Origin of the sequence: Mesorhizobium sp. B2-8-9 (genome assembly GCF_006439475.1) — a bacterium.
GTDB lineage: Bacteria > Pseudomonadota > Alphaproteobacteria > Rhizobiales > Rhizobiaceae > Mesorhizobium.
The window spans coordinates 1-21,455 of record NZ_VFTQ01000004.1; the positions used below are offsets into that span (position 1 = coordinate 1).

The following is a 21,455-nucleotide window of genomic DNA, read 5'->3' on the forward strand; positions in this document are numbered from 1 at the left end:
TCGAATCGGATGGCCATCCGGTTCGAGGCTCAGTCGCTTCCATCGCACAAATCTCTGTCCGTGCAGATACAAGGGGTATACCAGCGGAGTGAGACGCTGGTATTCTCTGGAACACCCCTCATCCGACCGAGCTTCGCTCGGCCACCTTCTCCCACAAGGGGAGAAGGAAGAAGCTACGCCGGCGGCGCGCCTTCATATTGCGGCAGGCCATCGTCAAGCATCACCCAGGGCTGCTTCGACGCGGTCCAGAAATGCATGTCGGGCTTGAACAGCGACGGGTCGTCGAGCGAGCCGGAGGTGATGCCGAGAATGCCCCTGGAATCGCGGCGTGAGAACAAAGTCGTGCCGCAAACCGGACAGAAGCCGCGCTTGAGGTCTGGCGTGGAATTGATCGTCGCCACCGGTCCTTCGATGGTCACGTCGTCGATGCGAAACAGAAGTCGCGCATTGAAGGCGGCGCCGATCGCTCTCTGGCAGATGCGGCAATGGCAGATGCGTTCGTTGATCGGCTCGGCCTCGGCCCTGTAGCGCACCGCGCCGCAAAGGCATCCGCCCTCATACTTGGTCATCACCAGACACCTGCCTCGAGGAAATGCCGGGCACCCTAGTGGCCGGCATGGCAGGGTCAATCAAAAAACATTGATGGGATACGATCGCTTGAGCTGATGCCGCTGGCCGGCTGCGTCAGGCGGCCAGCGGCCAGGATTCATTCGCTGACGATCTCGTCCCAGGTCTTCACCTTGGTGACACCGTCGAGGAACGGCAGCGTGCTGGCGACCAGTTCCGGCGCGAAGAACACGTCGTAATGCGTGCGGTTGGGGATGATCGCCAGCCGGTTCTGCGACAGGTGCTCGCGCATCCAGCCGGCGTCCTTCAATCCGCCGCCGAGCATCTGGAAGAACTTGATCTCGTGCTCGGGCTTGTACATGTCGCTGTCGCCGTAGACGAGCATGACGGGCATCTTCAGCTTCGGCACGTCGGCCGAGAAATCATAGTCCTTGCACATGAAGGCGCCGAGCGCATCGAGCAGTTTTGGGAAATCCTCGGGCTTCGGCGCCACGGCGACATAGGATTTGTACATCGGCGTGTCCTTCATGAACTCGGCGGCCGCCGCGCTCACCTGCGCCTGCTTCGGACGCATCTCGTCATAGAAGCCGTTGGCGGCGTAGCCGGTCGACACCATGACCAGCCGACGCACCGCTTCGGGATGCTGGACGGCCATGCGGAAGGCGACGCCGCCGCCAAGCGAATAGCCCATGACGTCGACCTTGTCGTAGCCGAGCGCCTTGACGATAGCCGCCATGTCGTCGCCCATCGCCTCAAGGCCTAAAGGCCGTTCGCCGAGCGCGGTGCGGCCATGTCCCTGCAGGTCGACGGCGATCACCGTGCGATGTTCGGCAAATTTCGGCAGGATCGGCGCGAACATGTCACTCGAACCCAGGCCGCCATGCAAAAGAAGCAGCGGCTCGCCCTTGCCCTAGACGGCGTAGTAGTAGTTCACGCCGTCGATCGGCAGCAGGCCGGATTTTTCCGGCTTCAAGAGAGCTTTGGTTTCACTGGTCATGACAGGCTTGGTCTCCTCGGATTGTGCGCTCGGCGAGGCTATGAGGGTCATTGCCGAAGCAAGGATGGCGAAAAACAGGGTCTTGGGCATTTCAGTCTCCTCTCCGCTTGCGTTGCCTCGAGGACGCGGTGGGAGAACCCAAGCCGACATGGCCCGCTAAATAATTCGAGGGAGAGTGGAAGCGCCTCGGCAGGCGACTCCAAAGAAGAAGGATCAGTGGCGCTTGGCCTGCACTAGATAAGCGTCGATCATGGTCTCGCCGAGCCATTTCGCGGCTTCGAGCCTATGCAGCCCCTCGACCAGGATGTGGCGCTTGCCGTCGTGTCGCACCTGTATCGGGGTCTTCATGCCGTTTTCGAGAATATCCTCGGCAAGATGGCGCACCGTCTCGGGATGCAGCGTCTTGCGCCGCGCCGTCGGCACGTAGATGTCGTCGACCTTGACCTTTTGCACACGCAGCATGTCGGCTCCTCGGCGAGAATGTCGCCTCAGCATGAATAGTTGGTTTGCCGGCGGCGGCCAAGCGCGAGCGCGCTGGCCCGATGCTTTCCATTTGACGCTTGGCCAGCCGATGGTCTCAATGACGGCCTCGTGATCTCAGGTGTTCCTTGACGCAACTGCCCAGTGAATTCCCCGATTTCGGGCTGACGCCCGAGCAGCGCCGCGAGGCGGTGCGCGGCCACTATTACGAATGGCCGGGAATGGATGGCCCGAGCGGCGAGATCTGGTGCTACAGCGACCGGTTTTCCTATCGCCCCGGCGAGACGGTAACGCTCTTCGTCAGCGCGTCGGCGCCGCATTTCAGCCTCGCCATCATTCGCGACGGCGACAACGAAACAATAGTCTTCGAGGGAGCGGGCCTGTTGGCGCGCTGGCAGGATACGCCCGACCAATGCTCGGTCGAAGGCTGCGGCTGGGAGGCTTCGTTCGAATTCCGTGTCGGCGACGATTGGCCGTCCGGCGCCTACCGCGTGACGCTGTCGGCCGAAGGCCGAAACGGCACGCCGATCCACAGCCATCATCTCTTCATTGTCACACCCCTGCCCGGCCGCAAGCCCGGCCGCCTGCTGCAGGTCGCCGCTACCGGCACCTGGCTCGCTTACAACACCTGGGGCGGCTCGAACCACTATCAGGGCATCACCGGTCCGAACCGCGATCAATACGCCACGACAGTGTCGATTGAGCGCCCTTGGTGCCGCGGCTTTGTCGTGCTGCCCAAGGATGCGCCGCGCGTGCCGCTGGAAGTCGCGGTGCCGCCGAAGACCGTGCCACGCTATCCGCATATGGAATGGGCCTTCGCCACGGGACATTCGAAGAAATACGCCTCGTCCGGCTGGGCGAGCTATGACAGCCATTTCTTCCGATTCGCCGAGCGCGCCGGCTATCAGGTCGATCTCGCGAGCCAGCACGACCTCCATCTCTCGCCCGAAATCCTCGACGGCTATGACTGCGTCGTCTTCGTCGGCCACGACGAATACTGGACCTGGGAGATGCGCGATGCCGTCGACACCTATGTTGAGCGCGGCGGACATGCGGCGCGCTTCGCCGGCAATTTCATGTGGCAGACGAGGCTGGAGGACCAAGGCCGCCGCCAGGTCTGCTATAAATACAAGGCACGCGCGGAAGACCCGGCCTATCGCGGCGGCGACGTCACCCGCGCCACCAATTCCTGGGAAGCGCCTGAGATCGGCCGTCCAGGCAGCGCCACCTTCGGCCTCAATGCGACCCGAGGCGTCTATGCCGGCTGGGGCGGCTGCGCGCCGCGCGGCGTGCGCGGCTTTCCGGTCTACCGTCCCGAGCATTGGGCCTTCGCCGGCACCGGCATCTATTATGGCGACCTGCTCGGCGCCGACAGCCATGTCTACGGCTATGAAGTCGACGGCCTCGATTTCGAGATCCGTGGCGGCCTGCCCTACCCGACCGCGACCAGCGGCGCGCCGGACGGCTTGCAGGTGCTGGCCGTTGGCATGGCGAGCCAGGTCGAGGAAAGCGCCGACATCCCAATCGAGGACCAGTTCCTCACCGACGAGGATGGCCGCTTCACCGCCGAGACCTTGTTCGGCGAGGCGAGCGACGCCAATCTCGACAAGGTCAAGCGCGGCAACGGCATGATCGTCAATTTTCCGCGCGGCAAAGGCGAGGTGTTCCATGCCGGAAGCTGCGAATGGGTCGCCGGCCTGCTAAGGCAGGACGCGATGGTCGAACGCGTGACCAAAAATGTTCTCGACCGCTATCTCGGAAAGCCCTGACATGTCGAAACTGGAAGTCCAGCCTGCAGCAGAGGCCGAAGCGCGGCCGCCGTCGCATTTGTTCTACCTCTCCAGCCTGCGCCGGCCGCTCGTCGACCGCGCCGAGGGCATCTATTTCTGGACGAAGGACGGTCGCCGCTTCATCGACGGCTCGAGCGGGCCGATGGTCGCCAATATCGGCCACTCCAACCGTAACGTGCTCGACGCCATGAAGCGGCAGATGGACAAGACCACCTTCGCCTACCGGTTGCATTTCGAAAATGAGCCGGCCGAGGAGCTTGCGCGCGCCCTGGCCGGCAAGCTGCCCGAAGGCATGGACCGCATCTTCTTCGTTTCGGGCGGCTCGGAAGCGACCGAATCCTGCATCAAGCTCGCCCGCCAATGGGCGGTCGCCACCGGCCAGCCGAAGCGCTGGAAGGTGATCACCCGCTTCCCCTCCTATCATGGCGGCACGCTGGGCTCGCTTGCCGTCACCGGCGACGATGCGCTGGCCGAAACCTTCACGCCGATGATGAAGGTGATGCCGACAGTGCCTGCGCCCACAGCCTGGCGCGACCGCGACAATCTCTCGATGGAGCAGCGCGGTCTTCGCTATGCCGACATGCTGGAGGAAAAGATTCTCGCCGAAGGGCCGGAAAGCGTTTTAGCCTTCATCATGGAGCCGGTCGGCGGTGCCGCGACCGCAGCCCTTGTCGCGCCCGACAGCTACTATCCGCGCATCCGCGAAATCTGCGACCGCTACGGCATTCTTCTGATTCATGACGAGGTGATGAGCGGCGCCGGCAGGACAGGCAAGTTCCTCGGCGGCGACCACTGGAACTGCAGGCCCGACATCGTCGCCCTCTCGAAGGGGCTGGGCTCGGGTTACGCGCCGCTCGGCGCCCTCGCCGCGCCGATGCGCCTGGTCGAGCCGCTGCTGGCCTCCGGCGGTTTCCAGCACGGCCACACCTATGCCGGCAATCCGCTTGCCTGCGCCGCCGGCCTCGCCGTGCTCGGCGAGATGGACCGGCTCGATCTCATCGTCAACGCCGCCGCCATGGGCGACGTGCTGATGGCGGAGTTGAAGGGCTTGCAAAAGCGCTTCCCCTTCATCGCCGACGTGCGCGGCAAGGGCCTGCTCACCGGCGCCGAAATGGTCGCCGATCCGGAGACACTGAAGCCCATTGATCCGGCCAGCAAGGCGACGCAGCGCCTGCTCGACCACGCCTATGCGCGCGGCCTGATCATCTATGGCCGCAAGGTCAAGGGCGGCGTCGACGGCGACAATTTCATGGTGGCGCCGCCGATGATCATCACCAGAGACCAGATCGGCGAGATGATTTCCATCATCGGAGATTCGCTGGAGGCGCTGGCGGAGGAACTCGATCTGCCGGTGGAGGGATGAGAAAGGTGTTTTGATGCCGGCACCAATCACCCTCCGCCCTGGCACCCTCGATGATGTCGAAACCATCCACGCCGCCCTGCTGCGCCTCGGCACCGATATCGGCGCGCATCAGGAAATCACTTCGACGCCCGAGGATCTGCGCCGCTACGGCTTCGGCGCCAAACCCGCCTTCTCGACCCTGATCGCTGAGATCGACGGCGAGTTCGCCGGGCTTTGCCTGCATTTCCCGATTTTCTCGACCTGGATGGGCCGTCTCGGCGTCTATGTGCAGGACCTTTATGTCGAGGATCGCTTCCGCGGCCGCCGCATCGGCGAAAAACTGCTCAGACGCGTGGCGAAGGAGTGCCGCGCGGCCGGAGGTGGCTATCTGAGGCTGTCCGTCGATACCGACAATGAGACGGCCAAGGCCTTCTACGAAAGACTGGGCATCGGCCGGTCGAGCTACGAGCAGGTGCAGAAAATCGTCGGCGATGCCTTTTTCGCCTTTGCCGATACGCCGGAGGAATGACGATGAAAGCCTTCTATGCCGAGGAGCAGAAGCGCCATGACCCGAAAGCTTTCCTCTCCAGCGGCGCGCCGCAGCCCAACCCGGAAAAGCCGGAGCGGATTGAACGATTGTTAGCTGGCGCAAGATCGGCAGGCTTGACGATCGAACGTCCAGGCAATCATGGGCTTGGCCCGATCGCCGCGGTGCATACGCCTGAATATCTCGATTTTCTCGAGCACATTTTTGCGCGCTGGCAGCGCATCGAAGGCGCCTCCGCGGAAGTCATCCCGAACATCCACCCGATCGCCCGCGCCGGCTCCTACCCGGCCTCGGCGGTCGGCCAGGCCGGCTACCACATGGCCGACACCGCCTGCCCGATTTCGGCCGAGACCTGGAACAGCGCGCTGTGGAGCGGCTGGAGCGCAGTGGAAGCTGCCGAAGCGGTGATGGCCGGCGCGCCTTCGGCCTATGCGCTCTGCCGGCCGCCCGGCCATCACGCCTTCGCCGATGTAGCCGGCGGCTTCTGCTTCATCAACAATTCGGCGGTCGCGGCGCAGGTGCTGCGCAAGAACGCCGCCCGCGTCGCCATCCTCGATGTCGACCTGCATCACGGCAACGGCACGCAAGGCATCTTCTATGCCCGCCCCGACGTGCTCACCGTCTCGCTGCACGCCGATCCGCTGCGCTTCTACCCGTTCTTCTGGGGATATGCAGACGAGCGCGGCGAAGGTCCCGGCCTCGGCTACAATCTCAACCTGCCGCTTCCGCGCAAGTCCGCCGACGCGGCCTTTCTCGAAGCGCTGGCGACGGCCTTCCAGCGCATCCGCGCCTTCGCGCCGGAAGCGCTGGTCGTGGCGCTCGGGCTCGACGCTTTCGAGGGTGATCCGTTCGGCGGCCTGTCGGTGACGACGCCTGGCTTCTCGCGCATCGGCGAAGCGATAGCCGGACTCGGCCTGCCGACGGTCGTCGTCCAGGAAGGCGGCTATCTCTGCGATGCGCTCGGCGACAATCTCACCGCTTTCCTCACCGGCTTCGGCGGCAAGCAGGGTTAGAAGCAATTCCAGGAAAAGTGTGTAGCGGTTCGGAATTGCGTAAAGCTAAAAAACTAGGAGCGCTGCTGCCGCAGCATCGCGATCACGCGGTGCACGCTCTCCAGCGTCTCCTCGATCTCGGCGGCCGTGTTGTAATGCGCGATGCCGATGCGCACGACGCCCTGCTCGGCGGGTATTCCGAGCTGGTGGACGACCTCCCACGCATAATTGTGGCCTGACCAGACGAAGATGTTCTCGGCATTCATCTGCCGCACGATCGTTTCCGGCGCGATGCCTTCGACGGTGAAGGAAACGGTCGGCACCCGCTCGGCGAGGCGTTCCAGATCGATGATGCCGTGGATCACCAGCCCCTCGATGCTGGACAGGCCTTCGATCAGTTGCCGGGCAAGCGTATTCTCGTAAGCAAACGAGACCTCGAACGCCTTGGCGATCCGCTGCCGGCGCGACCCGCTCTCGCCGGCGGCAGCGCCGAGATCGGCGAAATAGTCGATTGCCGCCGTCAACCCGGCCATCAGCTCGATCTGCGGCGTGCCGAGCTCGAACCGCTCGGGCAGGACGTTCGACGAGCAGCGGCATTTGTAAGGCTGGAGCGCGTCGATCACGTCGCGCCGGCCCCACAATATTCCCATATGCGGCCCGAAGAATTTATAGGCCGAGCAGATCAGGAAATCGCAGCCGAGCGCCTGCACGTCGATCAGCCCGTGCGGCGCGAATTGCACGGCATCGACGTAGACCAATGCGCCCGCCTGCTTGGCAATCGCCGTCAGCGCCTTCACACGGTTGATCGAGCCGGTGAGATTGGAGGCATAGTTCAGCGCGACAAGCCGCGTCTTTTCCGAAAGCAGTCCCTTGAGCGCCGCCTCCTCCACCTGCCAGCTCCGCTCGTCGAACGGCAGGAAGTGCACGACCAGGCCGAGATCCTCGGCAAGCTGCAGCCAGGGCGAGACATTGCCCTCATGGTCCATGCGCGTGACGATGATCTCGTCGCCTGGCTTCATCGTGCGGCCGAGGGTGCGCGACATGTGGTAGGTCAGCGTCGTCATATTGGCGCCGATGACGATCTCCTCGACGCTCGATGCGTTCAGGAAATCAGCCATAGCGGCATGCGCAGCGTCGACCACTTTCTGGGCCGCGACCGTCGTTTCAAAGAAACCACCGAGATTGGCATTGGTCGTCAGCAGGCAGCGCGACACCGCGTCCGCCACCGTCAGCGGCACCTGCGTGCCGGCTGGATTGTCGAGATAGATACGCCGGCGACCGTCATCGGCGAGCGAAAGCGCCGGAAATCTGCCGCGCACGGCCTCGATCGGAAAGTCTGCCATCGTCTCCCCCTGTTTTTTCTCAACGATCCGTCTTTTCTCGACGATTCCCGCTCAAGGGCACGGATTGCCGACACGCTGATGGATCGCGTCGACCGCCTTCTGCATTTCTTCCGTCCAGGTGACGTCGACCGAGGACAGCGCCACATCGAGTTGCGCAACGCTGGTGGCGCCGACGATGTTCGCGGTCACGAAGGGCCGGCTCGCCACATAGGCGTTGGCAAAAAGCGCTGGCTCCATGCCGAAGGAACGTGCCAGCTCATTGTACTGAAGCAGCACCTCCGCCGCGTTCGGCGTCTCGTAGCGCTGGCCTCGGTTGAACAGCTGCGAGCGCGAGCCCTGCGGTCGCGCGCCATGATCGTATTTTCCGGTGAGATAACCCTGCGCCAACGGCGAATAGGGAAGAAACGCGATCTCCTCGCGCTCGCAGACCTCCGCAAGGTTCACCTCGAAGGTGCGGTTGACGAGGTTGTAGGCGTTCTGAAGCGAGGCGACGCGCGGGCCGGAGCCCTTCTCGGCTTCGAAGACGAAACGCATGACGCCCCAGGAGCTTTCGTTCGAGAGGCCGAGATGGCGGATCTTGCCGGCTTTCACCAGGTCCTGGAAGACGGCGAGCGTCTCGGCAATCGGTGTTTCGTCTGCGGGCGCGGCTGCGGCATCGGCCCGGCGCGCCACCGCTCCGATCCGCGTCGGGTTCGAACCCCACGGAATGTCCCGGTCCGGCCAGTGGATCTGGTAGAGGTCGATATAGTCGGTGCCGAGCTTGGCCAGCGATTTCTCGACCGCGTCGAAAATGTCGGCGCGCACCAGCTTCGACGGACGATCGCCGCGGAACCATGCGTTGGCCGTGCGGCCGACCACCTTCGAGGCAAGGATGACCTTGTCGCGGTTTCGATTGGCCTTCATCCAGCTGCCGATGATCCTCTCGGTTCGCCCTTGCGTCTCTGCCTTGGGCGGGATCGGGTAAAGCTCGGCCGTGTCGATGAAATTCACCCCGCGCGAGAACGCCAGGTCCATCTGCGCGTGGCCTTCCGCCTCGCTGTTCTGCTGACCCCACGTCATCGAGCCGAGGCAGATTTGCGAAACAAGGAGATCGGTCCGACCGAGGCGGCGCTTATGCATAGAATTCTCCGGCGGGAGGTTTGCGCGGACAGCGCGGGGAGGAGGTTGAACATAGAGCAAAACGCTTGCGTTTTGCAAAGCCGCCCAGTTTCGAGATTGGCCGAAGCGTCAGTCAGTTCGTCATTCTAGGGCGGAGCAAGGAGCGAAGCGACGCGCGCAGACCCTAGAATCCATTCCGTTACCCTAAAGCGTTGCAGCGGTTACAGAATTCTGCACCGTCGCACTCTACGTTGAAGGTCACGGAATGGATCCTTGGGTCTGCGCTCCGCTTCGCGCCGCTACGCCCAAGGATGACGAATATTGGAGAGGCTCCAGCCAATTTCGATAGCGAAGTCTCTGATGGAGGGAACTACCGCCTGGCCCCGGCCAGCGCCCGCCGCTTGGCCTCGTCGATCAGCATGTTGGCAACCTGCATGCGGATCATCGCACGCAGGCGCAGATGCGGCGCGACCCGGTCCGGATGGTTGGCGAAGGCGAAGTTACGGCGGATGCGACCGAAATCGGCGTTCTTGGCCGGACGGTCGAGGCCGAGCTCGCCGGCGATCGCTTCGGGATCGATCGGCGGCAGCTTCTCCTCCGGCCACTGCTCTTCGCCGGCAAGCGTCAGTTTCGCCTGGTCGAGAAGTGCTGCGAACTCGGCAGCGAGGTCGGCGGCGGACTCGCGATATTCGGCGGCGACGCTCTCGCCGGCGACCTTGATGCGGCCGGAATGCAGTTCATCGGCCACGGACAGGTAATCAAACGGGATGGACGGTCGGGCGCCCTCGTCCTCGCCTTTCTCCGAGGCGACGATCAGGTCGTCGAGCAACGAAGCGAAATCGAGCTTGTTCCCGGTGCCGATCTCAACCTCCCTGTCGTGACGGCATGCAGTGATGCCGCCAAACATAGTGGGCTCTCGTTAAGAATGAATTCTGGCGATATTGACAATTGGCGGCTTTTCCGCCCGGCAAGACGGCATCGGAAAATAAAAAGCCGGACTGCTCTTCGTGCAGTCCGGCAAGGTCGCCAGAGTGGCGAGGAAAAAGCCAGCCATGTGCCGGCACGGGTGCCTACGGTCGAGGCTACCGAAAAGTTTCACGGAAAATCGATTGTGGCGGGAAAAATTGTCGCGGCATGGCAGCCATGCAAATGCTGCACTGCACAATTTTAACAAATCGCCTATATGCTGGCGTCGGGAGGACCAACTGGGGCAACTGAGTCATGGGGTTCTTCACTGAAATGTTCGCTCGGCCGAGGCCGCAGGAACACCAGCGTTACCGCTCGGCGCTTGCGCTTCTGAACGCGATGAGCAATGCGGACCGCGCCGATATCGGCGTCAAGCCGGCGGATTTTCCGCGCATCGCGCGCGAAATGTCGATCCGCTGAGCTGAGCCAAAGAGGTTTCCCGGAATCCCGGGAAACCTCCAAGCCATTCAACATCAACGATTTCCGAGAAAAGTCTGCTTGCTGAGCGGCACGCCATTGTGGCGCAGGATGTCGTAGGCTGTGGTGACGTGGAAATAGAAATTCGGCATCGCCAGGTGCAGCAGATATTGCAGGCCAGGCAGCGTGGTTTCGCGGCCGCCGAGCCGCACTTCGACCGTCCTGTCCTCAGATCCTTCCAGATCGGCCGCCGCAAATGTCGCCAGATAATCGAGCGTCTTGGCGATCCGGGCCTGCAACTCGGCAAAGCTCGCTTCATTGTCCTCATATTTCGGCACCTCGCGCCCGGCGAGCCGCGACGGCGCGCCCTTGGCATGGTCGGTGGCGATCTGGATCTGCCTGGCCAGCGCGAACATGTCGGGCGCCAGCCGCGCCGTGAGGAACACCTGCGGATCAATCTTGCGTTCGCCGGCATTCTGCTCCGCCGCCGTCAAGACGCTGGCCAGCGCCTTCAGCCTGGCGGAAAAAACGCCCACCGATATGTCGTACATGGAAATGGTCACGGGCAATCTCCCCACGCGGCCCAGCGCCGCGGGCCGTGAACTAGCGCCTCCCGCCACGATTCTTCAAGCGGCCGTGGCTATGGCGTCACCGCGCCGCCGCAATCGCCGTGGTAGTATTTTCGTTACCGAGCGGAGGATTCGATGAAAAGAGCCACTTTCGCAGCGACTGTCTTTTTCTCATTGGCCGGCCTCACGCATTCCGCGTCCGCGGCGGATGCGCCCTATGTCGATGACCGATCAAGCGCCGATGCGGTCGTCCGCTCGCTTTACAGCGCCATCAACCGTCACGAATTCGCCCGTGCCTGGGGCTATTTCGGCGATACGAAGCCGGCAAAGGATTTCAACACCTTCGTCAAGGGTTACGACGGCACCGACAGGGTCGAAGTCAAGACTGGCGCCATCTCGGAGGACGGTGCTGCCGGCAGCATCTATTACAGCGTCCCCGTCGCCATCCAGGCGACCGACAAGAAAGGCGACGCCAAGGTTTTCGCCGGCTGCTACACGGTCCGCCAAGTCAATGCGCAGATCCAGGAGCCGCCCTTTCAGCCGATCTTCATCGACAAGGGCGCGTTGAAGCCGTCGACCGAGGATTTCGACAGCGCCGTGCCGGCAAGCTGCGGCGACGGTCCGCCGCCGCCAAAGAAGGACGAGGCATTGGAGCAGGCCAAGAAAGCCTTCCTCGCCACCTATGGCGACCAGTGCGACAAGCAGGATCCTGACGGCAAGCCGATCGGCGAGCCAGAGGCTCATTCCATCCACTATAAGGACAAGGACGCCCAGCCCAGCGACCCGGAGCGCGAGACGCGGCTGTTCCGCTTCTTCTGCTCGATGGCCGCCTACAACGAGACGGCGGTCTACTACATCACCGACGACGTCAACGGCGTCTCACAGTTGCAGTTCACCGAGCCGGAGCTCGACATCCGCTACGAGAACAACAACAGCGAAGGCAAGGTCGAATCGATCCATATCATCGGGTTCAAGACCAGCGGCTGGGCGACCAACTCGGACTATGACGACAACACAAAAACCATCACCACATCCAACAAATGGCGTGGTGTGGGGGATGCCTCGTCATCGGGAACCTACCTTTTCCGCAACGGCGATTTCTCGCTCGTCCAGTATGACGTCGATGCATCCTATGACGGCGAGCAAAATCCGCAGACGGTCATCGACTACAACACGGCGCCTTGAGGCGCTGCAGCGCAATCACGGCGCTTTCGTCAGCATCCAGTTCAGCGTGCCGCGCCAGTCGACCATGCGGATCGGCGTGCCGTGGGTGCCGGTTTCGAAGCGCACGAAGCGGGTCGGATAAGCCTTCTTGGCCAGAATCGAGCGGAAGAAGGCTTCCTGCTTCTCCACCGGGAAGACCACGTCATGGCTGCCCTGGCCGAAGAACACCGGTACGCGGCGCTTGAAGGCGGGGCTGGTGAGAAAGCTGTCGTCCCACAGCGATCCGAGCAGCAGCAGCCCGTTGATGCGGCCGCCCGTGTCATTGCGCGCGGCGAGCTTCCAGCAGATGATCCCGCCCATCGAGCCGCAGGCGACGAAGATTTTCGCGCTCGGCGATGTCTCGGCATAGTGGTCGATGAGCGCCGCGACCTGCGCCGCGCCCTTGTCGCCGAAATCGGGGAAATCGGGCGAAAGATAGAGCCCGTTGTTGGCGGCCATCAGGTTCTTGATGCGATTGAAATTGCCGCCGAAGGTGAAGTCGTCCACGCCTTGCTTGCGGCTGCCGCCTTGCCCGTGCAGATAGAGCACAATGATGGACGCGCCTTCCGTCCTGCCGACCGCGACATGTCTGATATCGCCGGCATCGGTCTTCAGCATCAGGTCCTGCTGCACCTTGCGCACCCCGGGATCGGTGTATTGCGCATGCACGCGCTTTTCCGGCACCTCGTCGCGCTGATTTATGTCGCGCATCTCGCGATAGTCGAGGACGGTGTAAGCGCCATTGTCGCTCGTCGACAGTGTCGCCGGATAAGCGAACAGATCGTCCTTGAACGATTTCAGCGAAAGCGTTTGCCCCTCGGCGACCGAGAGGGACAGCGCCGTCGCGGCGATCAGGGCGAAGAAACGTCGATAACGCAAAGCCATGCCGAGAGGCATGCGAAATTCGGCTCCGCTTTGTCAATCCTGCAGAACGCCGCCCGCCCCTTCCAGCGCCTCGCGCGTGTCGACATCGATCGAGGCCCCCTGCCCGATCTCGACATCGATGACGTCGAGACCCTCGGCCTCGACCAGATGACGCGCCCCGGTATCGCCCTCGAGCTGCGCGACGGCCGCGAAAAGCGAGCGCGGCAAAAGCACCGGATTGCCGCGCTTGCCTTGGTACGAAGCGCGCACCACGGAGCGGCCGCCGGCGCGGCGGAACGCGTCGATCAGGCTGTCGAGGTCTTTCGACGAAACACCCGGCATGTCGCCAAGCACGATCAGGGCGCCGGCCGCGTCGGGCGCGACCTTCGCGATACCCGCCTTCAACGACGAAGCGAGGCCATCGGCGAAATCCGAATTGTCCACGAATGTCACGCCAAGACCGCCAAGCGCCGAACGCACGCGCTCGCGCTGATGGCCGGTGACGACGACGGTGGCGGCGGCCTTCGAGGCCAGCGCACGACCGGCAGTGCGGCGCACCAGCGGCTCACCGTCGAACAGCGCCAGAAGCTTGTTCGGCCCGCCCATGCGGCTCGATCGGCCGGCGGCCAGGAGCACGATATCGACTTTCAGCGCCGACCTTGCCGGCTGCGGCGCCGGCTCGCGCGGCTGCGGCCGGGTCGGGATTTCCATCAAAAGCCCGCCGACGCCCATGCCGGCAATGTCGCTCGCGGTCACTTCAAGCCCGGCAACCAGCCGATCGAGCACCCAGTCGAAGCCATTTTCCTTCGGGCTGCGCGCGCATCCGGGCGCGCCGACGATGCGCTTGCCGTCGAGCGTTCCGAGCACCAGCAGATTGCCGGGGTCGACCGGCATGCCCGCGCGGACGACGGTACCGCCGGCACACTCGATCGCGGCCGGCACGACATCGGCGAAGTCGCTCATCGCCGAGGCGCCGAAGATCACCACCATGTCGTTGTCGCGCGCCAGCTGGGTTGCGGCCGCGGCGACCGGCGCCACGTCGTGCGGCGTGCGCCGCTCGGCCGTAAGTCGGCCGCCGAAACGCGCCAGGCGCGCCTCGGTGACGCGCAGCGTCTTGTCGAGCACGCTCGGCTTGACGCCGGGAAGCATCGTCTGGATGACGCCGACAGTTATGGGGCGATAGGCATTGACGGCAAATATCTCGCGGCCGGCGCAGATCCTCACCACGCTGTCCACCAGGCTTTCGGCGACGGCAAAGGGGATGATCTTGACCGTCGCCACCATCTGCCCCTTCTCGACCGGCGCATGCTGCGCCAGCGTCGCTATGGTGATGGCTGGATCGACGGCATTGATGGCGTCGATCATCGCGGCGTCGACGGTAAAGACGCCTGAGGCTTCCGCATGCAAATTCACCCGCCCGGTCGCGGCCGGCTTGACCTCGACGTTGCGGTGACGCATGGCGGAGGCGATCTTCGCGGCTGCGACATCTTCGCCCAAATCGTCCGCGGCAAGAACCGCCGCGACGACTTCGTCGACGCCCGCCGCCTTGAGCGCCTCGATATCCTGGCGGCTCAGCCGGTGCGCCTTGCGGAAGCGTTTTTCGCCGGCGGTGGTCGCATGCGCCAGCACCGCCCCTTCCGCCTCGTCGATCGGAACCGGTCCGAATCTCACGCCACGGCGCCTTTTGCTTCGAAACCGCGCGAGCGGAAGGCGTGGATCGTCTGCGCAAGGACGGCGACGGCGATCTCGGCCGGACTGGCAGCACCGATATCGAGGCCGATCGGCGCGTGGATGCGGGCGATCTGGTCGGCACCGGCGCCGAGCGCCAGCAGGCGTTCGACACGCTTGGCGTGGGTCTTGCGACTACCGAGCGCCCCGACGTAAAAGCATCGGGCGTCGAGCGCCGCCTTCAGCGCGAAATCGTCGATCTTCGGATCGTGGGTGACGGCGGCAAGGGCGGTATAGCTGTCGAGTGGCGCGCGTTTCAGCACATCCTGCGGCCATTCGGCATGTAGCGCAACGTCGGGAAAGCGCTCCGGGGTCGCGAAGGCGGTGCGCGGATCGATGATCTCGACCGGATAGCCGGCGATCTTCGCCATCGGCGCCAGCGCCTGGCTGATATGCACGGCGCCGATCACCACCAGACGCGGGCGCGGCAGATGCGCATTGAGGAAAAAGGTCCGCCCTTCCGCCTCCACCGATTGCGAATTGCCGGTGCGGAACGCATTGGCGATCGCCACCCCGAGATCGCCTGCGACATGGTCGCCCTCGCGCACGATGCGGTCGCGGCCGTCGCCGAGGTCGGTGACAAGCACCGCGGCGCGGCGGGCGCGGCGTTCTTCGTTCAGCGTCTTCAGGACGTAGGGATCCATCTGTGATCAGCCCAGCCGCTCGACATAGACCTTGATGCGGCCGCCGCAGGACAGGCCCACCTGCCATGCGGTCTCGTCGGCGACGCCAAACTCCAGCATCTTTGCCTTGCCACTGTCGATGACGTCCATCGCCTCCGTCACCACGGCGCCCTCAACACAGCCGCCGGAGACCGAGCCATGGAAATTGCCCTCGGCGTCAATGACCAGATGGCTGCCAACCGGGCGAGGCGCCGAACCCCAGGTCTCGACCACGGTCGCGATGGCGACATCCTTGCCGTCCTTCATCCAGCTTTCCGCGATGATCAGGGGATCGCGGGCCTCGTCGAGATAAATGCTCTCATCCATCGTCGCTTCTCGCAAAGTCTGTTTTTCAAGGAAAACCTTGGTCGTCCCTACGGTAAACGTTGGTTTCCCGCCAAGGAAACACATGGCTACGCGGCCTGCCTCCCGCCAGCTTGCCAGCGGCGCGGGTCGACCGAAGTCGCCGGCCGCTGGTCGAGCGAGGCGCAAAGATCGGCCAGCGCGTCGAGATTGTGCACTGCCCGGAACTCATCGACATAGGGCAGCATCGCTTTCACGCCACGGGCGCGGGCCTCAAAACCGTCGAAGCGCAACAGCGGATTGAGCCAGATCAGCCGCCGGCAGGATTTTTGCAACCGCTCCATCTCCTGCGAAAGGCCAGCGACGTCGTCGCGCTCCAGCCCGTCGGTGATGAGAAGCACCACGGCGCCCTGCCCCAGCACGCGCCGCGACCACAGCCGGTTGAACTCGGCAAGCGTGTCGCCGATGCGGGTGCCGCCCGACCAGTCCTTCACCGCCGCCGAGCATTCGGCCAGCGCCTCGTCGGGATCGCGATGGCGCATCTGGCGGGTCAGGTTGGTCAGCCGCGTGCCGAAGACGAAGGCGTGCACGCGCCGGCGCTTCTCCGTCAGCGCATGCAGGAAATGCAGGAAGATGCGCGTATACTGGCTCATCGAGCCGGAAATGTCGGCCAGAACGACCAGCGGCGGATGCGCTTCGCGCGGAGACCGGAATTTCGGCAGGATAAGCTCGCCGCCGGTGCGCGCGGCCGAGCGCATCATGGCGCGCGGATCGATGCGGCCCCCTTGCGCGTCCGCCCTGAAGCGCCGTGTGCGGACAAGATCGAAGGGCAGGCGCAAGGCCGCGATCGCCTTTTTGGCTTCGGCCATCTCCGCCGCATCCATCTGGGCAAAATCCTTGCCGCGCAGCACCTCGTTGCCGGAAAAGGTGAGGCGCGCATCGATCTCGATCTCCGGCACTTCCCGGACCGGTTGATTCTTCCGATGGCCTTCGAACATCGCCTGGCTGACGCGGTTCTCCGCCGCCCGCGGCTTCTGCTTTTCGCGATCGTCCGGCGCGACCGGCGAGAACATCGCCAGCAGCTTCTCGATCAGCTCGCGCGATTTCCAGAACAGGCGGAAGGCCTCGTCGAAGACAGGATGATCCTCGCGCCGCGAGACGAGCACCGCATGCAGCGTCCAGTAGAAATCGTCGCGCGAGCCGATGCCGGCGGCAAGCACCGCCTCGATGGCGTCCTTCACGGAAGCCGGACCGACGCGCATGCCTGCCTTGCGCAACGCACGCGCGAAATAGACGATGTTGTCGGCGATGCGCCCATCGGCGAGCGCTTCCTTGGGTTCCGGACGCGGCACAGGCATCGCGCCTACTCCGCCGCCGACAGCTCGGCCTTCACCTCATTGAGGATGCGCCGGCCCTCGCCCTCGCCGATACGGGCGATGTCGTCCTGGTATTTTAGAAGCACGCCGATGGTGTCCGACACGGTCTCCGGATCGAGTGCCACCTTGTCGAGCTCGGTCAAGGCGCCGGCCCAATCGATGGTCTCGGCAACGCCGGGCGCCTTGAACAGCTCGACTTGGCGCAGCTTCTGGATGAAGGACACGACCTCCGCCGACAGCCTGCGGTTCGCCTGCGGCACCTTGCGCCGCACGATCTCCAGCTCGCGTTCGGCGTTCGGATAGTCGACCCAGTGATAGAGACAGCGACGCTTCAACGCGTCGTGGATCTCGCGCGTACGGTTGGTGGTGATGATGACGATCGGCGGTTCTTCCGCCTTAATCGTGCCAAGTTCCGGAACTGTTACCTGGAAATCGGAAAGAATCTCGAGCAGGAACGCCTCGAAAGCTTCGTCGGTGCGATCGAGCTCGTCGATCAGGAACACCGGCGCGGCACCCGCCTTGCCGGTCAGCGCGTCGAGCACCGGACGGCGGATCAGGTATTTCTCGGAAAAGACGTTACGCTCCATATCAGAGCGGACGACCTTGCCCGCCGCTTCCTCCATGCGGATCTCGATCATCTGCGCGGCATAGTTCCACTCATAGACGGCCGAGGAGACGTCGAGCCCTTCATAGCATTGCAGCCGGATCAGGCGGCGGCCGAGCGCGCCGGCCAGCACTTTGGCGATCTCGGTTTTGCCGACGCCCGCCTCGCCTTCGAGGAACAAGGGCCGCTTCATGCGCAGTGAAAGAAACAGCACCGTCGCCAGCGAACGGTCCGCGACATAATCCGCGCCTGTCAAAAGATCGAGCGTTTCGTCGATCGTTTTCGGCGCGGGGCGCGGCGCGGTCATCTTGTCTCCGTGGATCCCGCTTGCACGTTCAAAGAAAATGATAGCCGCGGTTGTGGTAGATCAGCGGCCGCAAATTATCGCCGATGCGCAGGCCTGTCACCTTGCCAAAAAGCACACGGTGGGTGGCAAGGTCCTTGCTATCGATGATCTCGCAGTCGAACACGGCCAGCGCGCCTTTCAGCGTCGGGGCGCCGGTCGAGATCACGTCCCATTCGGCAAGCGCGAAGCGCTCCTCCACCGGCAGGCCGGTGATGCCGGAAAAGGCGACCGATACGGCTTCCTGGTCCGATGCGAGGGTGTTGAGCGCGAACTTGCCGTTCTTGACGAAAGCCTCGTTCTTGGCGTTCTCGCGGTTGAGGCAGACCAGCACCGTCGGCGGGGTGTCCGAGACCGAACAGGCGGCGATCACCGTCGCGCCCCTTTTGCCGCCGGGCCCGTCGGTCGTCACCACATGCACATGGCCGGCAAAATGCGCCATCGCATCGCGATAATGCTGCGGCCCGATATCATTGATCTTCAGCACCCGATGTCCACCTGTCGAAACCAGTTCGTTATATATGGCGGCATATTGCACGCCACAAGTTGCATAGCGTGGGCGAAGTGCTTGACCGCAATCCGCAAATTCGCGTGTTGCGCGGCGCTTAGCCAGCCTTTAGGCATTTCCTGAAATAGTGTCGGGACTGTATTCCCGGCATGGAGGATCTCTTAGCCCGAATGCGTCTTCTCACGACGACATCAGCCGTGCTGCTCTGGTTGTCGCTGACCGCGAGCGCCGACGCCGAGACGCTGGTCGGCATTGCCGCGCCGCTTTCCGGCCCATCGGCGATCCTCGGCAAGCAGATCGAGGCCGGCGCCGGCCTTGCGGCGGAAGCGAACGGCATCGCGATCAAGGCCGTGGACGATGCCTGCACCGCCGATGGCGGCGCCGCAGCAGCGAACGAATTCGTCGACGCCAAGGTCAATGTCGTGGTGGGCTTTCTCTGCACTGACGCGATCGAGGCGGCGCTGCCGATCCTGAAGGATGCCAACATCCCGGTCATCACGGTCGGCGTGCGCACCGAAAGCCTGACCGACCGGCGCGCCAAGACCGGCTGGCCGGTCTACCGGCTCGGCCCGCGCGGCGACGATGAGCGCAATGCGGTCGCCGCCAAGCTAATCCAGCTCTGGCGCGACGACCTGTTCGCCATCGTCGATGACGGCACCATCTATGGCCGCGAGATGGCCGAGACCTTTCGCGCCGCAGCCGAACAGGCTGCCTTGAAGCCGGTCTTCACCGACACGTTCCGGCCGCAGCTCGACAACCAGATCGGGCTGATCGGCCGGTTGAAGAAGGCCGGCGCGACCAAGGTGTTCGCCGGCGGCGACGGCGAGGATGTCGCCATCATGGGCCGCGACGCCGCCCAGCTCGATGCCGGCATCACCTTTGCCGGCGGCGAAAACCTGCGCACGCCGCCGGGCGATGTGCCCTATGCCGTCGGCACGCTGATGATTGCCCCGCCGGAATGGTCGGAGATCGCCGATCCCAAGGTGGTGCAGGGTTTCGCAGCGAAGAACATCGTGCCGGACGGCTACACGCTTCCGGCCTATGCCGCGGTCGAGGTCGCCAAGGCCGCGTTGGCCGGTGCGGAAAGCACTGGACAGCCGCTCGTCGAAGCGCTGACCGGCCGTGAATTTGCGACCGCGATCGGCACCGTCCGCTTCGACGACAAGGGCGATCTCAGCCAGAACCCGTTCCGCCTCTTCCGCTTCGACGGCACGCATTTCGTGCCGCTGGAGGACAAGTGATGTTCCGCACCGGTCCGCGCAATCTGATCACCGACGTTACCGGCCTTCGCGTCGGCAATGCCGCCGACGCCAGGCTCAAATCCGGCGTCACGGTGGTGCTGTGCGACGAGCCCGCGGCTGCCGGCGTCCAGGTGCTGGGCGGCGCGCCGGGCACGCGCGAAACCGACCTGCTCGAGCCGCAGAATTCGATCGCGATGATCCACGCCGTCGTTCTGTCCGGCGGTTCCGCCTTCGGCCTCGACGCCGCCTCGGGCGTACAGGCGGCGTTGCGCGAAAAGAACATCGGTGTCGAGGTCGGCGGCTTCCGCGTGCCGATCGTGCCGGCCGCGATCCTGTTCGACCTGCGCAATGGCGGCGACAAGGCTTGGGGCCGTTACCCGCCCTATCGCGAGCTCGGCTATGAGGCCGTGCAGACGGCAGCAGTGGATTTTGTCATCGGCACGGCTGGCGCCGGCACCGGCGCCCTGACCTCCGGTCTCAAAGGCGGGCTGGGCTCCGCCTCGACCGCGCTCGATAGCGGCGTCACTGTCGGCGCGCTCGCCGCCGTCAATCCGACCGGCTCGGTGACGGTCGGCCGCAGCCGCCATTTCTGGGCGGCGCCCTTCGAGATCGGCGACGAGTTCGGCGGCCTCGGCTACCCGGCCCCGCTGCCTGAAGATGCCAGAAAGATCCTGCTGAAATACCGCGCCAGGCAAATGGGCGGCGAGGCCGAAGGCGGCAGCACCACCATCGCCGTCATCGCCACGGACGCCATCCTGACCAAGGCCGCGGCCAAGCGACTGGCGATTTCGGCGCATGACGGCTTCGCACGCGCCATCTGGCCAACGCACACGCCGGCGGACGGCGATCTCGTCTTTGCCCTGGCGACCGGCAGGAGCGGCATCGAGCTCGGCGCCGATGCCGCGATCGACCTGTTCGCAGCCGCCGGCGCCACCATGGCGCGCGCGATCAGCCGCGGCGTCCATGCCGCGACGCCCGCCGACGGTGATTTGTTTCCGGTCTGGTCGTCGCGCTGATTGGCCCGGCCCCGATCAGGTCGGATCGGATTTTTCTTCCTCGAAGGTGACCGCGACATCCGAATTCGCGGAGAGCCATACCTTCTGGCCGTCGATCTCCGCGACCAGGGCAAGCGAAATGTAGTGGTGATGACCCTTATGCGAGCCCATGCCGCTGTCGGCCTTGGTCAGCTTGATCCGGTCACCCTCGACCTTGTCGACGGTGCCGATATGGACGCCGTCGGCGCCGATCACTTCCATATGTCCGCGTATCTTGCTGATATCGGTGCTCATGCTGGTTCTCCGCTGAATGGCGATGTGCCCTTTCGGATGCGAGACGGCCGACAATAACAAATGAACGCCGGATTGGATGCATCGCACGGCGCGCCTCGTTCATCGTGGCGTGATAAGCATGACGCTGATGAGACAGATGACAAACCGCGCTCGTCGCGGTCAGTACCTGGTTTGCGCGGCAGCGGCGTTGAGCATTGGGCCTGGCTCTGTTAGGACGCGGCCGACG

The 21,455-nt window shown here is 64.1% G+C and carries 22 protein-coding genes and 1 pseudogene; 8 read left to right on the forward strand and 15 right to left on the reverse strand.

Features of this window, described 5'->3' with window-relative positions:
- Window positions 1–173: 173 nt before the first annotated feature.
- The 3 genes and pseudogenes from FJ423_RS06145 to FJ423_RS06155 form a co-directional block, all read right to left on the reverse strand.
- Window positions 174–569, reverse strand: coding sequence for a GFA family protein (locus FJ423_RS06145; RefSeq protein WP_095765229.1), 396 nt, complete (start codon window positions 567–569; stop codon window positions 174–176).
- A 137-nt stretch (window positions 570–706) separates the two neighbouring features.
- Window positions 707–1,654: pseudogene (locus FJ423_RS06150) on the reverse strand (alpha/beta hydrolase).
- Between the two features lie 123 nt (window positions 1,655–1,777).
- Entirely contained in the window at window positions 1,778–2,026 is a 249-nt protein-coding gene (locus FJ423_RS06155; protein ID WP_042644583.1) for a ParB N-terminal domain-containing protein, read from the reverse strand.
- Between the two features lie 146 nt (window positions 2,027–2,172).
- Between FJ423_RS06155 and FJ423_RS06160 the strand changes: the two genes are divergently transcribed.
- Genes FJ423_RS06160 through FJ423_RS06175 form a run of 4 tightly spaced genes read left to right on the forward strand, consistent with a single transcriptional unit; the run spans window position 2,173 to window position 6,736 of the window.
- The gene (locus tag FJ423_RS06160; RefSeq protein WP_140840117.1) at window positions 2,173–3,813 is read left to right on the forward strand and encodes a N,N-dimethylformamidase beta subunit family domain-containing protein; all 1,641 of its coding nucleotides are present in this window, start codon (window positions 2,173–2,175) and stop codon (window positions 3,811–3,813) included.
- 1 nt (window position 3,814) lies between these two features.
- Window positions 3,815–5,197: an aspartate aminotransferase family protein gene (locus FJ423_RS06165; protein ID WP_140840119.1), complete on the forward strand. Its 1,383-nt coding sequence runs from the start codon at window positions 3,815–3,817 to the stop codon at window positions 5,195–5,197.
- A 13-nt stretch (window positions 5,198–5,210) separates the two neighbouring features.
- Complete coding sequence (locus FJ423_RS06170) at window positions 5,211–5,705, forward strand: GNAT family N-acetyltransferase (RefSeq protein WP_140840121.1); 495 nt, start codon at window positions 5,211–5,213, stop codon at window positions 5,703–5,705.
- A 2-nt stretch (window positions 5,706–5,707) separates the two neighbouring features.
- Entirely contained in the window at window positions 5,708–6,736 is a 1,029-nt protein-coding gene (locus tag FJ423_RS06175) for a histone deacetylase family protein (RefSeq protein WP_140840123.1), read from the forward strand.
- Window positions 6,737–6,789: 53 nt separating this feature from the next.
- Here FJ423_RS06175 and FJ423_RS06180 read toward each other — a convergent pair whose 3' ends face one another.
- The 3 genes from FJ423_RS06180 to FJ423_RS06190 all read right to left on the reverse strand — a co-directional run bounded on the left by FJ423_RS06180 (window position 6,790) and on the right by FJ423_RS06190 (window position 9,985).
- Window positions 6,790–8,058 carry a cysteine desulfurase-like protein gene (locus FJ423_RS06180; protein WP_140840125.1) on the reverse strand — a complete coding sequence of 423 codons (1,269 nt, stop codon included), beginning with the start codon at window positions 8,056–8,058 and terminating at the stop codon, window positions 6,790–6,792.
- Between the two features lie 51 nt (window positions 8,059–8,109).
- Entirely contained in the window at window positions 8,110–9,177 is a 1,068-nt protein-coding gene (locus FJ423_RS06185; protein ID WP_140840127.1) for an aldo/keto reductase, read from the reverse strand.
- A 349-nt stretch (window positions 9,178–9,526) separates the two neighbouring features.
- Window positions 9,527–9,985, reverse strand: coding sequence for a hypothetical protein (locus tag FJ423_RS06190; RefSeq protein ID WP_140840528.1), 459 nt, complete (start codon window positions 9,983–9,985; stop codon window positions 9,527–9,529).
- 392 nt (window positions 9,986–10,377) lie between these two features.
- Here FJ423_RS06190 and FJ423_RS06195 point away from each other — a divergent pair, with 392 nt between their 5' ends.
- Window positions 10,378–10,542, forward strand: coding sequence for a DUF1127 domain-containing protein (locus tag FJ423_RS06195; protein WP_140546832.1), 165 nt, complete (start codon window positions 10,378–10,380; stop codon window positions 10,540–10,542).
- A 53-nt stretch (window positions 10,543–10,595) separates the two neighbouring features.
- Here the strand turns inward: FJ423_RS06195 and FJ423_RS06200 are convergent, their stop codons facing one another.
- Window positions 10,596–11,102, reverse strand: a complete 507-nt coding sequence (locus FJ423_RS06200; protein ID WP_140840129.1) for a DUF1993 family protein — start codon at window positions 11,100–11,102, stop codon at window positions 10,596–10,598.
- A gap of 141 nt (window positions 11,103–11,243) precedes the next feature.
- Between FJ423_RS06200 and FJ423_RS06205 the strand changes: the two genes are divergently transcribed.
- Window positions 11,244–12,293 carry a DUF1176 domain-containing protein gene (locus tag FJ423_RS06205; RefSeq protein ID WP_140840131.1) on the forward strand — a complete coding sequence of 350 codons (1,050 nt, stop codon included), beginning with the start codon at window positions 11,244–11,246 and terminating at the stop codon, window positions 12,291–12,293.
- A 15-nt stretch (window positions 12,294–12,308) separates the two neighbouring features.
- On the opposite strand, the gene FJ423_RS06210 is transcribed toward FJ423_RS06205, so the two are convergent.
- The 7 genes from FJ423_RS06210 to FJ423_RS06240 form a co-directional block, all read right to left on the reverse strand.
- Window positions 12,309–13,208, reverse strand: a complete 900-nt coding sequence (locus FJ423_RS06210) for an alpha/beta hydrolase (protein WP_246680098.1) — start codon at window positions 13,206–13,208, stop codon at window positions 12,309–12,311.
- 21 nt (window positions 13,209–13,229) lie between these two features.
- A complete protein-coding gene (locus tag FJ423_RS06215) occupies window positions 13,230–14,846 on the reverse strand; it encodes a molybdopterin-binding/glycosyltransferase family 2 protein (protein WP_140840133.1) in 1,617 nt (538 codons plus the stop codon).
- On the reverse strand, window positions 14,843–15,547 hold the full coding sequence (locus tag FJ423_RS06220) for an XdhC family protein (RefSeq protein WP_140840135.1): 705 nt from the start codon (window positions 15,545–15,547) through the stop codon (window positions 14,843–14,845). The genes FJ423_RS06215 and FJ423_RS06220 overlap by 4 nt, the downstream gene beginning before the upstream one ends.
- A 6-nt stretch (window positions 15,548–15,553) precedes the next feature.
- The gene (locus FJ423_RS06225; protein WP_140840137.1) at window positions 15,554–15,892 is read right to left on the reverse strand and encodes an XdhC family protein; all 339 of its coding nucleotides are present in this window, start codon (window positions 15,890–15,892) and stop codon (window positions 15,554–15,556) included.
- A gap of 86 nt (window positions 15,893–15,978) precedes the next feature.
- A complete protein-coding gene (locus tag FJ423_RS06230; protein ID WP_181174732.1) occupies window positions 15,979–17,226 on the reverse strand; it encodes a VWA domain-containing protein in 1,248 nt (415 codons plus the stop codon).
- 5 nt (window positions 17,227–17,231) lie between these two features.
- Window positions 17,232–18,155 (reverse strand): MoxR family ATPase, encoded by a 924-nt coding sequence (locus FJ423_RS06235; protein WP_140840139.1) that lies wholly within the window; start codon window positions 18,153–18,155, stop codon window positions 17,232–17,234.
- Between the two features lie 28 nt (window positions 18,156–18,183).
- Entirely contained in the window at window positions 18,184–18,678 is a 495-nt protein-coding gene (locus FJ423_RS06240; protein WP_140695039.1) for a flavin reductase, read from the reverse strand.
- Window positions 18,679–18,869: 191 nt separating this feature from the next.
- Here FJ423_RS06240 and FJ423_RS06245 point away from each other — a divergent pair, with 191 nt between their 5' ends.
- Together FJ423_RS06245 and FJ423_RS06250 are read left to right on the forward strand one after the other, a co-directional pair.
- Entirely contained in the window at window positions 18,870–19,940 is a 1,071-nt protein-coding gene (locus FJ423_RS06245; RefSeq protein ID WP_140840141.1) for a branched-chain amino acid ABC transporter substrate-binding protein, read from the forward strand.
- Entirely contained in the window at window positions 19,940–20,956 is a 1,017-nt protein-coding gene (locus tag FJ423_RS06250; protein ID WP_140840143.1) for a P1 family peptidase, read from the forward strand. The genes FJ423_RS06245 and FJ423_RS06250 overlap by 1 nt, the downstream gene beginning before the upstream one ends.
- A gap of 15 nt (window positions 20,957–20,971) precedes the next feature.
- Here FJ423_RS06250 and FJ423_RS06255 read toward each other — a convergent pair whose 3' ends face one another.
- Complete coding sequence (locus FJ423_RS06255; RefSeq protein WP_040982323.1) at window positions 20,972–21,229, reverse strand: DUF2171 domain-containing protein; 258 nt, start codon at window positions 21,227–21,229, stop codon at window positions 20,972–20,974.
- Between the last annotated feature and the right edge of the window lie 226 nt (window positions 21,230–21,455).